This is a genomic window from Mesorhizobium sp. M0960 (genome assembly GCF_040319055.1).
Classification (GTDB): domain Bacteria; phylum Pseudomonadota; class Alphaproteobacteria; order Rhizobiales; family Rhizobiaceae; genus Mesorhizobium.
In genome coordinates this window covers 26,071-38,522 of the sequence record NZ_JAMYNN010000017.1, presented here as the reverse complement: position 1 = coordinate 38,522, position 12,452 = coordinate 26,071, and the positions used below count along the sequence as shown (strand labels likewise).

The following is a 12,452-nucleotide window of genomic DNA, read 5'->3' as shown; positions in this document are numbered from 1 at the left end:
GACGCGCTTTAGAGCCGGGCGTCTCGCTCTTGCGCTTGCGGCGTCTCAGTTGGTCGATGCGGCCTTCTGCAGCGCCCGCACGCGATCGGCAAGGCTGCGTCCGCCGCTCTCCGGCCGCGCATCCTCAGGCGCTGCAAGCGCCTGGGCGATCGGCGAATCCGGGCCGTCGAGCTTGGCCGTCAAGGCGACGACTTGCGCTGCCAGATCGTTCATCTCTTCGCGCAATGCCGCGCTGGCGCTGCCGGTATCGTCTCCGGCGTGTGATTTCGATGTTTCGACGGCAGCAAGATCTGTCTTCAGCCTCCTGTTCTCGCGTGCCAGCGATGTCAGCCTGGCCTCCAGCCGCTCGCGGTCGGCATCGAGCTTGGCGCTTGCCTTTTCGATGTCGCCGTTGGCGGTCGCATTGACCTGGCTTCCTGGCATGCCGGCAAGGGCCGCCGCAGGCGGGCTTTCAGCGCCTTTCGCCCTTTCGCGAAGGCGCACCAGTTCCTTTTCGCGGCGCTCCAGCCTGTCCTCGCGATCGGCCAACGTGGCGAGCAGGCGTTCGACCTTCTTTTCCAAGTCGCCGGTTCTTTTCTTCTCGGCCTTCAGCGCGTCCCGCAAAACCTTGCTTTCGGCTGTCAATTCCTGGCTGCGCCTGTCCGCCTCCTTGCGCTGGCCGCGCAGCAGCGAAATGTCGCTTGCCAGCTTCTGCAGCTCGGATTCGCGCGCCACCAACTCGATCTGCCGGCTGCTGGACGAAAAACTGGCGTCGTCATACATGTGCTCCAGTTTTCGCAGTTCGAGCCCGCGCTTTTCGAGCGCGCGCTCGGTCTCCGCAAGCCTCTCCGACAGCTGCTGCAGCTGCTCATCGCGCTTGCGAAGCTCCTCGCTCCTGGTTGTGAGATCGGCGACGACCCGGTTCTTGTCCTGCCGCTCGGCCGCCAATTCCTTCAGGGCTTCGCGGTCGCGGCCGATCTCGACCAGCTGTTCGGCGGCTTTCTCGCGCAATGACTTGATGGTCATTTCGAGCCGGCGCGCCGAAACGGCGAACTCGGCGCGGACGCGATCCTTGTCCGCCTGGATCTCGGCCAGCGTCAGCGGCATCGAACCCTCGACGCGCCTGCGCGTCAGCGCCACCGCCCGCCGCCAGACGGCCGGGGCAATCATCAGCGCCAGAAAGCCCGCGCAGAGAAAGCCGAGGACAAAGAACAGGATCGACTGGACCAAGATGACTATCCGTTATGCATGGCCGGCCGTTATGGGCGGCAGGCAATGGTCAAAGTTCGACTTTGCCATCTTCGCATGACGGAAATCCGGCGCCGCGGCAAGGGTCTGCCGCGGCAAAGCTCAGACCGTGGGATCACAGGGCCAACCGCAGTGGCGCCATCGTGCAGGTCAGAACGGATTCCAGGTCGCGCGTTGGGTGAGCTTGAGGTAGCCGAGATTGACGCCAAGACGGGCGCCGACGCCGGTACGGATCGGCACGAGCAGCACATTGTTGTTCTTCAGCACGTTGAAACCGACGCCGGCGATGACATAGGCAGAGCCGGCGACGCCGCCAAAGCGGTTATAGAGGCTGCTCACATCGTCGAGATTGTAGACCAGCATCATCACGCGCGAGCCCTCGCCGCCGAAATCCCAGCCGAGCGACGGGCCTTGCCAGAACACTTTGTGATCGCCGGCATTCTTGGTGTAGAGCGTGCCTTCGCCATAGGTCAGGCCACCGATCAGCGCCCCGGACCCCTCTTCGCCGAGCAGATAGCCGTTCGGCAGGCCATAGGTGGCGAAAATCTTCTCGACGACCGTGGCCAGCCCACCCGATGTCGCGCCGAAGAATTTATGACCGGAATCAACGATCTCCTGGGCGGTGTACTCTTGCGCCCGCGCGGCCGATGTCGAAAAGGCGACAAGGCCGATGAGCGCGATCGTCATTGAGATGACACGGAAAAAAGTCCGGTCGTAGAATCGGGAAACCATGCTTCCAATCTCCGTCAGGGAGCACTTTCGCCGACGCCTCGCACCCGTACGGCTCTTTGGCGGCCGTTAAGGATGACTGTTAGGGGCAAACTATGCCGTAATCCTTTTTCAACCATTAAACTCTCACATGAACATGGCGGTTCGAAGGCTGTTTTCGCATGCCCGCGCAGCAGCCAGGCTGCGTGAACACACCATTTTCGACAATGATAATTTTGGATTTGTTGCTGCACGCACAAGCGCTGTGTATTCACAATGCTTGGGAGAGAGGGTGATTCGTGTGGACAGGCGTGATCATGATCGCCCGGTCATTTTGTTGTGAAATTTGCAGGGATTTTTGCCGATGGCCGAGCTTTTCACCCTTTCCGCACCCGACCTGGCAGCGCTGCTGTGCAGCCGGGTCTGCCACGACATCATTTCGCCGGTCGGCGCCATAAACAACGGGCTTGAGCTGCTCGACGAAGGCGGCGCCGACGAAGACGCCATGAAGCTGATCCGCCAAAGCGCCAAAAACGCCTCCGCCCGCCTGCAATTCGCCCGCATCGCCTTCGGCGCCGCCGGTTCGGCCGGCATGCTGATCGACACCGGGGACGCCGAGGCCGTGGCCATCGCCTTCCTGAAGAACGAGAAGCCGGAACTGGTCTGGAACGGAACCCGCGCCCTATTGCCCAAGAACAAGGTCAAGCTGCTGCTCAACCTCATCCTCGTCGCCAACGCCGCCATTCCGCGCGGCGGCAGGCTGGTGGTCACGCTGGAGAACCTCGAGACCGAGCCGCGCTTTGCGCTCGCGGCGAGCGGCCCGATGCTGCGCGTGCCGCCCAAATTCCTGGAATTGCATTCCGGCCACAGACCGGAAGAGCCGATCGACGCGCATTCGGTGCAACCCTATTACACGCTGCTTTTGGCCCGCGAAGCCAACATGACGATATCGATCCATGCGACCGCCGACGAGATCGTCCTTTCCGTAGCCTGAAGTTCTCCAAAAGAGCGCGAAGTATTTCTCCAGGTCATATTTGCGGCACTGTCTTAACATCTGCGAGACGGGCTTGCGGATTGATTGGATGAAGCATTGCGAAAGAAGATTTCGCTTACAACACCTTCAGGAAAATTTTACCTAACGGCTTTTCGGCTTCTTTACCAGATCGGCCTATGTTCCCCGGCAGATGCCACGACGCTGCCGGTTCGCCGCATGGCAAAGAGGGTCCGGGAATGAAACGCTGCATGTTCGTCGACAATTCGAGCGTCATCAGGAAGGTTGCAAAGCGTATCCTGGGCGGCTCCGGCATGATGGTGATCGAAGCCGCCAGCGGCCATGAGGCGATCGAGATGTGCACTGCCGACATGCCGGACATCATCGTCGTCGACGGCGCCTTGCCGGACATGCAGGCGCAGGACCTCATCCGCCGCGTGCGCTCCATGGAAAGCCCGGTATTGCCGCAAGTTCTGATTTCGCTGGTCGAGGTCGACGTCGGGGCGATCATGCGGGCAAAACGCGCCGGCGCCCAGGGTTACCTGCTGAAGCCGTTCAACCGGCCGCAATTGCTCGAGTGCTTCCGCGCCTTGAAGATTGCCGCCTGATCAGGGGTCGTTCCATTCCGATGAAATCGGGATGAGGCTCTATCCTATTGTTTTACTGTGTTCTTTTCCGAAAACCGGCATCCACTTTTCGGGATCAGGCGCTGACGCGGATATCTTCCGGCTCACGCAGCACATAGCCGCGGCCCCAGACGGTCTCGATGTAATTCTGCCCGCCCGATGCGGCGTCGAGCTTCTTGCGCAGCTTGCAGATGAAGACGTCGATGATCTTCAGCTCCGGTTCGTCCATGCCGCCATAGAGATGATTGAGGAACATTTCCTTGGTCAGCGTGGTACCCTTGCGCAGCGAGAGCAGCTCCAGCATCTGATATTCCTTGCCGGTCAGATGCACGCGCTGGCCACCGACTTCAACGGTCTTGGCATCGAGATTGACCACCAGGTCGCCGGTGGTGATGACCGACTGGGCATGGCCCTTGGAACGCCGCACGATGGCATGGATGCGGGCGACCAGTTCGTCCTTGTGGAAGGGCTTGGTCATGTAATCGTCGGCGCCGAAGCCAAGGCCGCGCACCTTGTCCTCGATACCGGCCATGCCGGAGAGGATGAGGATCGGCGTCTTCACCTTGGACAGGCGAAGTGTCCTCAAAACTTCATAACCCGACATGTCGGGGAGATTGAGATCGAGGAGAATGATGTCGTAATCGTAAAGCTTGCCTAGATCGACACCCTCTTCACCAAGGTCGGTCGTATAGACATTGAAACTTTCCGACTTCAGCATCAGCTCGATGCTTTGTGCGGTTGCACTGTCGTCTTCTATCAGCAGAACGCGCATTTCATTCCCCTTTTCTGCCGCCGGACCATTTCACGACCCGTCCAGGACCGGAGCAGTGATTGCCTGAGCAGAGGCTGCCATCGAATGGTTAATAAAACCTAATTCCCCGTCCATGACGGTATCAGATTTTTTAACCCCTTTCTACACCTTGTTGAATCCAATAATGAATCACAGACCAAAACCGTTAATGCAGCACATTAATAAGCCAGACTAAGTGACTCTTCGGACTCGTTGGCCGGGTTTCGCGACGAGTAGCAGAATTTTTACCCGCCCTTAAGTCCTGAGCCGTATGATTAACAATGCCCGTAAACGAATGGTTACCGCCGGCAAAAAACTTTAGGAGTTTGTTTCCCATAGTTCCGGGAAAGCCGGTGGAAACGGGTGAAGCCTGGGCCTTGCCGGGTGAATTGGACGATATGTGCAGGTGTGCGTTTCCGGGAGTACCGAATCATGAAGTCACGTGAAAACCTCGTTCGGCTGAAGCAATTTCAGGTGAGCGAGAAGCGGCGGCAGCTGCTGCAGCTCGACATGATGATCGCCGAGTTCGAGCGCATGGCCGTCGAGCTGGAACTTCAGATCGCGGCCGAAGAGAAGAAGGCCGGCATCACCGACATCAATCATTTTGCCTATCCGACCTTCGCCAAGGCGGCACGCCTGCGCCGCGACAACCTCAGAAATTCGCAAAGCGACCTCGCCCAGCAGCGAAATGTCGCCGAATCATTGCTGAGCGAAGCCGAAGCGGAGCTTTCCAAGGCCGAGATGCTCGAATCGCGCGACACCAAGGCGCGCGACACGGAAGCCGGCGGCCGCAGCGCCATGATCGGCTGAAAACAAGGCTTTAACGCGCGTCGCGCTTGAGCGCTATTGCTGTGCACCGAACGGTGCCGGCCTCAGGCATCCAGATCTTCTTGCTGTTCGGCCGCCCGCGCGCGGGCGTCCTTGATGTCGGGCACATGCTGCTCCGACCAGGCCCTGATCTGATTGAGCAGTCCTGCCAGGTTCTGGCCAAGTTCGGTCAGCTCGTATTCGACCCGCGGGGGAATGACCGGGAACACCTCGCGCCGCACCAGGCCGTCGCGTTCCAGGATACGCAGCGTCTGCGTCAGCATTTTCGGGGTGATGCCTTCGAGCTTGCGCGCCAATTCGCCGTTGCGGAGCCGGCCCCGGCGCAACGCACAAATCACCAGGTGGACCCATTTGCTGGCGAGCGTCTCAAGCACCGCGTGCGAGGGGCACGTCCGTCGGAACGCGTCATAACCGGAAGGGAAACAATCTTCGCTATCCATGAGGTGCGTATATATCAAAAAGGTACATACTAGACAAGAGAATATTACTATCCAAATGATAGTGGCATATCAAACCAGCAGGAGAGAGCCTCCCATGCGTGCCATTATCCAGAATTCCTTCGGCGCACCCAACGTCCTCGTCATTGCCGATCGTCCCGCGCCATCACCCGAGGCCGGCGAAGTGCTGGTCCGCATCGAGGCGGCCGGCATCAATCCGGTCGACGGCGCAGTGCGCGGCGGCCACTATCCGCTGCTTGGCGAGCCGCCCTTCATCCTTGGTTGGGACGTTTCGGGAACTGTCGAGGCGCTGGGCTCCGGCCTGTCCGGCCTTAAGGTCGGCGATGCCGTCTTTGGCATGTCGCGCTTTCCCAAACAGGCGGCAGCTTACGCCGAACTCGCCACTGTCCCGGCTGATGAGCTTGCGCCGAAACCTGAAGGCATAGACCACGCCCAAGCCGCCGCGCTGCCGCTGGCCGGCCTGACGGCCTGGCAAGGCCTTGTCCGCCATGGCCGGCTCAATCCTGGCCAGCGCGTGCTGATCCACGCCGGAGCCGGCGGCGTCGGCCATCTGGCGGTGCAGATCGCCAAGGCGCGCGGTGCTTACGTCGTCGCGACCGCCAGCCCGGAAAAGCTCGATTTCGTCCGCTCGCTCGGCGCCGACGAGGTGATCGACTACACAGAGGATGATTTCACCGGAAAGGCTCGCGACATCGATCTCGTTCTGGAGCCGTTCGGCGGCGAGCATGCGGAGCAATCGCTAAAAGTGCTCAAGGCCGGCGGTGTTCTGGTGTCGCTGCTCGATGTCAGCGATGCCACCAAGGCAAAGGCCAGGACGCAAGGCATCCGCGTCGAGCGCATGTCCGTGGTGCCCGACCGTGCCGCTCTGGTGGAACTCGGCAAATTGATCGACGCGAAAAAGCTGGCCGTCCACGTGGCAAAGGCGTTTCCGCTCGAACAGGCCGGTGCCGCCCATGCCTTTCTCGCCACCAGGCCGATCGGCAAGGTGGTGCTGACGGTCTGAAATCCCAGATCGTCGCTCCGGCAAACTTTAAGGGCGCGGATCAGCGCCCTTATCGGACTAATGCCGGTATTGCTGGATGCGCGTGGTGCGCAGCCCGGCAAGGCCGTATTCGTCGATCGACGCCTGCCAGGACAGGAATTCCTCGGTGGTGAGCTTGTAGCGCTGGCACGCCTCTTCCAGGCTCAAAAGCCCGCCACGCACCGCCGCCACCACTTCCGCCTTGCGCCGGATAACCCAGCGACGTGTGTTCGTCGGCGGCAGATCGGCGATGGTAAGTGGGCTGCCGTCAGGCCCGATAACGTATTTGACTCGCGGTCTAATTAGATCGGTCATCGTACTCTCTACAAAAAACTCAAAGACCCAATCCCCACCACATTACCGCCACAGCTTTAAAATTTGGCTAAGCAGACCCTAATGGATAGGTAAGGATCATGAACGCCGCGTTAGTCTTTTCATCGGCATTTGAGATATCTGCCGGCACGCGCATTGAACCCGGCTGGAAAAATGAGCCGGCCTGCAAAGCTGGCGCGGCCGGGACGCTTGACCTATATTCCGGCCATTGGCATTGAAGCGCCGCGCAGAACGAAAGAACCATGAACAGCCTCGATCTTCCTGGACGCCCCGAAAACACCCGTGTCGTCGTCGCCATGTCGGGCGGTGTCGATTCGTCGGTTGTTGCCGGTCTCTTAAAGCACGAGGGCTACGACGTCGTCGGCGTCACGCTGCAGCTTTACGACCACGGCGCGGCAACGCACCGGGCCGGCTCATGCTGCGCCGGCCAGGACATCGACGATGCCCGCCGCGTCTCCGAGACGCTCGCCATCCCGCATTACGTGCTCGATTACGAGGAGCGCTTCCGCAAGGCGGTGATTGACCCGTTCGCCGAGAGCTATGTCGCCGGCGAAACGCCGATCCCTTGCGTCTCCTGCAATCAGACGGTGAAATTCGCCGATCTTCTCGCGACCGCCAAGGAACTCGGCGCCGACGCGCTGGCCACCGGTCACTACATCCGTTCCGGCGCCAATGGCGCCCACCGCGCGCTTTACCGGCCGGTCGACGCCGACCGCGACCAGAGCTACTTCCTGTTCGCCACCACCCAGGCGCAGATCGACTATCTGCGTTTTCCGCTCGGCGGCCTGTCGAAGCCTGAGGTTCGCGCCATCGCCGAGGAGATGGGACTGACGGTCGCCGCCAAGCAGGACAGCCAGGACATCTGTTTCGTGCCGCAGGGCAAATATTCCGACATCATCGCCAAGCTGAAGCCGGCTGCCGCCAATCCGGGCGACATCGTCCATATAGACGGGCGCGTGCTTGGCCGCCACGAGGGCATTTTGCGCTATACCGTCGGTCAGCGCCGTGGCATCGGCATCGCCTCCGGTGAGCCGCTCTACGTCGTCCATCTCGACGCCGACCGGGCCCGCGTCATCGTCGGCCCGCGCGAGGCGCTGGAAACCCACAAGATCTTCTTGCGCAATATGAACTGGCTGGGCGATGGCCCGCTAACCGATATCCCGGCGGCCGGGCTTGAGCTTTTCGCCAAGGTGCGCTCGACGCGGCCGCCGCGCCCGGCGGTGCTGCATCACCGCGCCGGCGTCACTTCGGTGGAGCTGGTCGACGGCGAGTCCGGCATCGCCCCCGGTCAGGCCTGCGTGCTCTATTCCGACGACGGCAACGAGGCGCGCGTGTTCGGCGGCGGCTTCATCGAGCGCTCCGAGCGCGGCGCCGAAGCCGAGGCGATGCTGACGCGGCTTGCCGTCCAGCCGGCGCGGGTTCCCGCCGAATAGACGGCGTTTTTCGCTTAGGGCCTGGTGTGGGCGACGGTGCCGGCGGTCAGGATGCGCAGCACCCTGATGGCTTCCTCGCCACTGGTGCGCGGTTCGGCCCGCGTCTCGATGCAGTGGATGAAATGCTCCAGCTCGCGCGTCAGCGGCATGCCCTCGCCGACCGCCACATAGGACGGCTCGTTGGCGGTGAACGCCCATTGGCCGCTGTCCTGCCACACCGCGTGGCGGTAGACGGCAAGCTTGCGCTCCCACGGCTCGACATCGTCGAACACCGCCATCGCCTTGGTGCCGACCACGGTCAGCCGCCGTTCGCGGTAAGGGTTGAGCCGCGAGGCGAACAGATGGCCGCGCAGGCCGTTGGGAAAGCGCATGTGCAGATGCGCAAAGTCGCTGAGATTGTCGAGAAGGGCAGCGCCTTCGCCGCGCACCTCGACCGGCTCGGTGCCGGTGATGGCGAGGATCATCGACAGATCGTGCGGCGCCAGATCCCACAACGCGTCGTTTTCGGTGTGGAACTTGCCGAGGCCGAGCCGATGCGAATGGATGTAGCGGACCTCGCCGAGCTCGCCATTGTCGATCAGCGCCTTCAGCGTCTCGAAGGCGGGATGGAAGCGCAGCACATGGCCGACCATGAAGACACGGCCATTGTCGGCGGCAGCCTGCACCGAGCGCTCGGCGTCGGGCACCGTCAGCGCGATCGGCTTCTCCACCAGCACGTCCTTGCCGCCGAGCACGGCGCGCACCGCCATGTCGGCATGGAACTGCGGCGGCAGCGCCATGACGATGGCGTCGACATCGTCGCGGGCAAACAGCGCCTCCGGCTCGATCGCCAGGCAATCCTGCTCACTGGCAAAACCTTCCGCACGCGCAGGGTTGACGTCCGAAACCGCGTGCAGCGCGCCGAGCGCCTTGAGGGTGCGGATGTGGTTGCTGCCCCAGTATCCGCAACCGAGGACTGCAATGCGCGGTTTCATCAATTTCTGACCATGGCTTTCGTGGGCGAGACATAGCGACGTGCCTCGCCGAACTCAACCCCGGCCTGTGCGCCCAAATGTCTGCCCGGCAAAGCTTTAGGCGCCAGCAATATGCCGGCGCGGCAGCCACTTCGATGCTTGACAGGCTTGGCCTCGCAACCTTATATCCGCGCGACCTTGGCGAACGCGCCGATATGCCTGCCGATTTAAGCTGGATTTCGGGCCTTCGCCGCCCTGGCGGGGTAGCTCAGTTGGTTAGAGCACGGGAATCATAATCCTGGGGTCGGGGGTTCAAGTCCCTCTCCCGCTACCATCGCTCCCCCCCGAACGGAGACGCGGTGGCTCAGGCCCTGGTCGACCATGTTGGACAGATATCCATCGATCAGGATCGACGGCTGCTCACCCGCCTTTGGCGGGTAGACCGTCACTGTGGTCACGACGTCGCGGACGATCTTCTTGGCCTCTTCAGAGACGAAACCGTTGTCGCCGATCGCCGCGGCGAGCGCTTCGAGATCTCTGATATAGCGGGTGACCAGCGCCGGCTTCAGCGTAACGACCTTGGGCGGCTGCGGCGTCACCGCGAGCTCGCCCTCGAGGCGCTGGCGCTCAGCGCGCAGCTCGGGCAGGCGCTGCTCGGCCTCGGCTTCGGAGATCATACCTTTGACGTAGGCGTTCAGCACCCGGTCATATTCGCGCTTGGCAGCGTCAAGCCGTTGCGCTGCCTTTTCGCGCGAGGCGCCCTGCCCCGAATAGAGCTTTTGATGCTCATCATTGTAGGCGGCGACATAGTGGTCGATCAGCGCCTTGTCGTTCAGCCTGGCGCGCAAACCGTCCAGCACCGTCGCCTCGATATGATCGACGGCATAGGGCCGCGTGTTGGTGCACGAGCGCGATTCCTTGGCGCGCGTGCAGACGATGCGGGTCAGCCGTCCCATCTTGTCCTTCACCGACATGCCCGAGCCGCAGGCGCCACAGCGAAGCAGACCTGAAAGCAGCCGCGTGTTCTTGCGCTGCGGCGTCTCGCAACGATTGCGCGGCTTGCGGTTGTTGACCGCGGCGAACAGCTCGGCCGGCACGATGCGCAGATGCTCGGCGGCATGCTCCTGCCACTCGGACTTCGGATTGACGCGCGACTGGCGCCGGCCGCTATCCGGATCCTTGACCATGTGGACAAGGTTCCAGACGATGCGGCCGTCATAGATGGCATTCTGCAGAATGCCGTAGCCTCGCTTTGGGTTGCCGTTGATAGTCCCACCCGACCAGTAGCGACCGCGCGGCGGGGCAATGTTGTCATCGTTCAACCCGCCGGCGATGTCGCGCGGCGTTCGGCCGGCCGCATACTCCTCGAAGATGCGCAGCACGATCGCCGCTTCTTCCGGCAAGATCGACAGTTCGCCAAGCTTTCCCGGCACCGGCGCATAGCCATAGGCCTTGCCGCCGGCGCTGCGGCCGTCGCGCACCACGCCGGCCATGCCGCGCCGCACCTTCTGCGCAAGATCCTGTAGATATAGCGCGCCGACCAGGCCGCGGATGCCGATCTGCACGATGTCTGCCCGGCCGTCATGCACGGCGCGGATTTCGATGCCGAGATGGGTGAGCCGCTTGTAGATGCCGGCGAGGTCTTCCTGGTCGCGCGACAGGCGGTCAAGCGCCTCGACGATGGGGACGTCGAACAGGCCGTCGCGCGCGGCGTCCATCATCGACAGCACGCCGTCGCGGCCCATGATCGAGGCGCCGGAGCGGGCGCGGTCGTGAAAGACGGTGGCGACGGTCAGCTGCTGCTTGGCGGCATAGTCCGAGCAGAGCGCTACCTGGTCCTCAATCGACCTGTCGGTCTGCAGGTCGCTTGAATAGCGGGCATAGAGTGCCGCTCGTTTCATGGGTGTTCTCCTGGCGGCGCTCATAAGCGTCGCGCGCCGCCTGACGCGCAAGGGCCTCGACGAGGCGCGCCAGCGCCGCGGGCAGCGAGGAACCGCCGCCACAAGAGACGAGGAACCGCCGCCACAAGAGACGAGGCGGCCTTCGAGGTCGAGCGCGAGTTCACGTGCTTCATCGCCGAGACTGATAAGTACCGGTGCTGATGCCGCGACGGTTTTACAATCCCGCCGTAACCCGTTGATATCATACAAGCGACTTTCCGCCTGTTTTACAGGCAAGTCCTTGGAATCGGGTCGAAAGGGCTAGCTTCCCAAGCTGAACGCCTATCTGCCCTCAGTTTGAATTGGAAACTCGATTCTGCTATGAACCGGCAATGACCAAGACCTACTGGAAGACCATTGCAAAGCGCGCCTGGCGGGAAAGTCTCGCATCGGTCAGATGGAACAATTGGGAGCGCATTCTAGTTACTCTGGCTCCGCTTTTCGCTGTGTTTTTTGCCACTTGGTATTTCCTTGGCGATATGTCCGGAGCGCTAGTAAAGCTTGTGGCGGCCGTAGGTATGACAACGGTGCTGGCGGCGATTTTCTTTGTGTCGAAACTTCTTACTGTGCCCGCGAAACTGCAGGCCGAAGTTGAAGAGAGATTGAGCGCGACGACGAAGGCCGTTGATAAGGATGCTGCTCAAAAGGACCTAATCGCCAATCGCGTTGAAATCGTCCGGCAATTTGCCGGACTGTACGTCCTAAGCCACGACGGCATAACTTCTCGTATGATGGCAGGACTAGAGCTTCCTCCTGCCAAGTGGCTAAACACAGAATTGGCTAATGCAGGCCACAACTGGCGAGTTCGCAACATCTCCGGCTCCAATTTTGAGATGGTCGAAGATTGATTGCCGCTAACACTGGCCTCGGTCTTTGATAGACCATGGCCTGGGGGTTCTGGTTTCAACTTTTGTCCATTTTCGTGCGAATTCGGCCTGACGAACAATCGAAACTGTCGTTGATCAGAATGGCCTTTTCACTGGCCTGTCACGCCGGCATTCTAACCGCCCCGCTCTGACACAGCCTAGTGCGGGCTAAACGGACAACCTATCAATGAGGCGAACAATCACTTCGTCGTCTACTTTCTTCTTCCGGGCTCCTAACGGTAATGATTCAAAATGTGTCGCCGCCCGTCTGCGGCCCG

General features: G+C 61.5%; 13 protein-coding genes and 1 tRNA gene. 7 read left to right on the top strand and 7 right to left on the bottom strand.

The genetic code is table 11. The features are described 5' to 3' along the window. Window positions 1–45: 45 nt before the first annotated feature. Both NKH63_RS24590 and NKH63_RS24585 read right to left on the bottom strand, forming a co-directional pair. Window positions 46–1,209 carry a coiled-coil domain-containing protein gene (locus NKH63_RS24590; RefSeq protein WP_352482035.1) on the bottom strand — a complete coding sequence of 388 codons (1,164 nt, stop codon included), beginning with the start codon at window positions 1,207–1,209 and terminating at the stop codon, window positions 46–48. Between the two features lie 168 nt (window positions 1,210–1,377). Further along, on the bottom strand, window positions 1,378–1,914 hold the full coding sequence (locus NKH63_RS24585; RefSeq protein WP_245278600.1) for a DUF1134 domain-containing protein: 537 nt from the start codon (window positions 1,912–1,914) through the stop codon (window positions 1,378–1,380). A 385-nt stretch (window positions 1,915–2,299) separates the two neighbouring features. Between NKH63_RS24585 and chpT the strand changes: the two genes are divergently transcribed. Together chpT and NKH63_RS24575 are read left to right on the top strand one after the other, a co-directional pair. Beyond that, window positions 2,300–2,929, top strand: coding sequence for a histidine phosphotransferase ChpT (gene chpT / locus NKH63_RS24580; protein WP_023719273.1), 630 nt, complete (start codon window positions 2,300–2,302; stop codon window positions 2,927–2,929). A gap of 236 nt (window positions 2,930–3,165) precedes the next feature. Further along, on the top strand, window positions 3,166–3,534 hold the full coding sequence (locus tag NKH63_RS24575) for a response regulator (protein WP_023719274.1): 369 nt from the start codon (window positions 3,166–3,168) through the stop codon (window positions 3,532–3,534). Between the two features lie 94 nt (window positions 3,535–3,628). Here the strand turns inward: NKH63_RS24575 and ctrA are convergent, their stop codons facing one another. Then, complete coding sequence (gene ctrA / locus NKH63_RS24570; RefSeq protein ID WP_006203583.1) at window positions 3,629–4,324, bottom strand: response regulator transcription factor CtrA; 696 nt, start codon at window positions 4,322–4,324, stop codon at window positions 3,629–3,631. A gap of 450 nt (window positions 4,325–4,774) precedes the next feature. Between ctrA and NKH63_RS24565 the strand changes: the two genes are divergently transcribed. Next, window positions 4,775–5,152, top strand: a complete 378-nt coding sequence (locus tag NKH63_RS24565) for a flagellar export protein FliJ (protein WP_023719275.1) — start codon at window positions 4,775–4,777, stop codon at window positions 5,150–5,152. A gap of 62 nt (window positions 5,153–5,214) precedes the next feature. Here NKH63_RS24565 and NKH63_RS24560 read toward each other — a convergent pair whose 3' ends face one another. Then, window positions 5,215–5,610, bottom strand: coding sequence for a winged helix-turn-helix transcriptional regulator (locus tag NKH63_RS24560; protein ID WP_023719276.1), 396 nt, complete (start codon window positions 5,608–5,610; stop codon window positions 5,215–5,217). 94 nt (window positions 5,611–5,704) lie between these two features. On the opposite strand from NKH63_RS24560, the gene NKH63_RS24555 reads away from it, so the two are divergent. Further along, complete coding sequence (locus NKH63_RS24555) at window positions 5,705–6,631, top strand: NADP-dependent oxidoreductase (protein ID WP_023719277.1); 927 nt, start codon at window positions 5,705–5,707, stop codon at window positions 6,629–6,631. 57 nt (window positions 6,632–6,688) lie between these two features. On the opposite strand, the gene sciP is transcribed toward NKH63_RS24555, so the two are convergent. After that, window positions 6,689–6,964, bottom strand: coding sequence for a CtrA inhibitor SciP (gene sciP, locus NKH63_RS24550; RefSeq protein WP_023679563.1), 276 nt, complete (start codon window positions 6,962–6,964; stop codon window positions 6,689–6,691). 260 nt (window positions 6,965–7,224) lie between these two features. Between sciP and mnmA the strand changes: the two genes are divergently transcribed. Then, window positions 7,225–8,415, top strand: a complete 1,191-nt coding sequence (gene mnmA / locus NKH63_RS24545; protein ID WP_352918994.1) for a tRNA 2-thiouridine(34) synthase MnmA — start codon at window positions 7,225–7,227, stop codon at window positions 8,413–8,415. A 14-nt stretch (window positions 8,416–8,429) separates the two neighbouring features. On the opposite strand, the gene NKH63_RS24540 is transcribed toward mnmA, so the two are convergent. Further along, window positions 8,430–9,389, bottom strand: coding sequence for a Gfo/Idh/MocA family protein (locus tag NKH63_RS24540; RefSeq protein WP_352482033.1), 960 nt, complete (start codon window positions 9,387–9,389; stop codon window positions 8,430–8,432). 236 nt (window positions 9,390–9,625) lie between these two features. Between NKH63_RS24540 and NKH63_RS24535 the strand changes: the two genes are divergently transcribed. Beyond that, window positions 9,626–9,702: transfer RNA gene (locus NKH63_RS24535), tRNA-Met, on the top strand. Here NKH63_RS24535 and NKH63_RS24530 read toward each other — a convergent pair. Then, window positions 9,659–11,269 (bottom strand): recombinase family protein, encoded by a 1,611-nt coding sequence (locus NKH63_RS24530; protein WP_352482103.1) that lies wholly within the window; start codon window positions 11,267–11,269, stop codon window positions 9,659–9,661. The genes NKH63_RS24535 and NKH63_RS24530 overlap by 44 nt on opposite strands. A gap of 371 nt (window positions 11,270–11,640) precedes the next feature. On the opposite strand from NKH63_RS24530, the gene NKH63_RS24525 reads away from it, so the two are divergent. Beyond that, complete coding sequence (locus NKH63_RS24525) at window positions 11,641–12,156, top strand: hypothetical protein (RefSeq protein WP_023719281.1); 516 nt, start codon at window positions 11,641–11,643, stop codon at window positions 12,154–12,156. The last annotated feature ends 296 nt before the right edge of the window (window positions 12,157–12,452 follow it).

Coding starts and splice junctions, on each gene's coding strand:
- NKH63_RS24585 (WP_245278600.1), bottom strand. CDS start 1,914: ATGACGATCGCGCTCATCGGCCTTGTCGCCTTTTCGACATCGGCCGCG.
- chpT (WP_023719273.1), top strand. CDS start 2,300: ATGGCCGAGCTTTTCACCCTTTCCGCACCCGACCTGGCAGCGCTGCTG.
- NKH63_RS24575 (WP_023719274.1), top strand. CDS start 3,166: ATGAAACGCTGCATGTTCGTCGACAATTCGAGCGTCATCAGGAAGGTT.
- ctrA (WP_006203583.1), bottom strand. CDS start 4,324: ATGCGCGTTCTGCTGATAGAAGACGACAGTGCAACCGCACAAAGCATC.
- NKH63_RS24565 (WP_023719275.1), top strand. CDS start 4,775: ATGAAGTCACGTGAAAACCTCGTTCGGCTGAAGCAATTTCAGGTGAGC.
- NKH63_RS24560 (WP_023719276.1), bottom strand. CDS start 5,610: ATGGATAGCGAAGATTGTTTCCCTTCCGGTTATGACGCGTTCCGACGG.
- NKH63_RS24555 (WP_023719277.1), top strand. CDS start 5,705: ATGCGTGCCATTATCCAGAATTCCTTCGGCGCACCCAACGTCCTCGTC.
- sciP (WP_023679563.1), bottom strand. CDS start 6,964: ATGACCGATCTAATTAGACCGCGAGTCAAATACGTTATCGGGCCTGAC.
- mnmA (WP_352918994.1), top strand. CDS start 7,225: ATGAACAGCCTCGATCTTCCTGGACGCCCCGAAAACACCCGTGTCGTC.
- NKH63_RS24540 (WP_352482033.1), bottom strand. CDS start 9,389: ATGAAACCGCGCATTGCAGTCCTCGGTTGCGGATACTGGGGCAGCAAC.
- NKH63_RS24530 (WP_352482103.1), bottom strand. CDS start 11,269: ATGAAACGAGCGGCACTCTATGCCCGCTATTCAAGCGACCTGCAGACC.
- NKH63_RS24525 (WP_023719281.1), top strand. CDS start 11,641: ATGACCAAGACCTACTGGAAGACCATTGCAAAGCGCGCCTGGCGGGAA.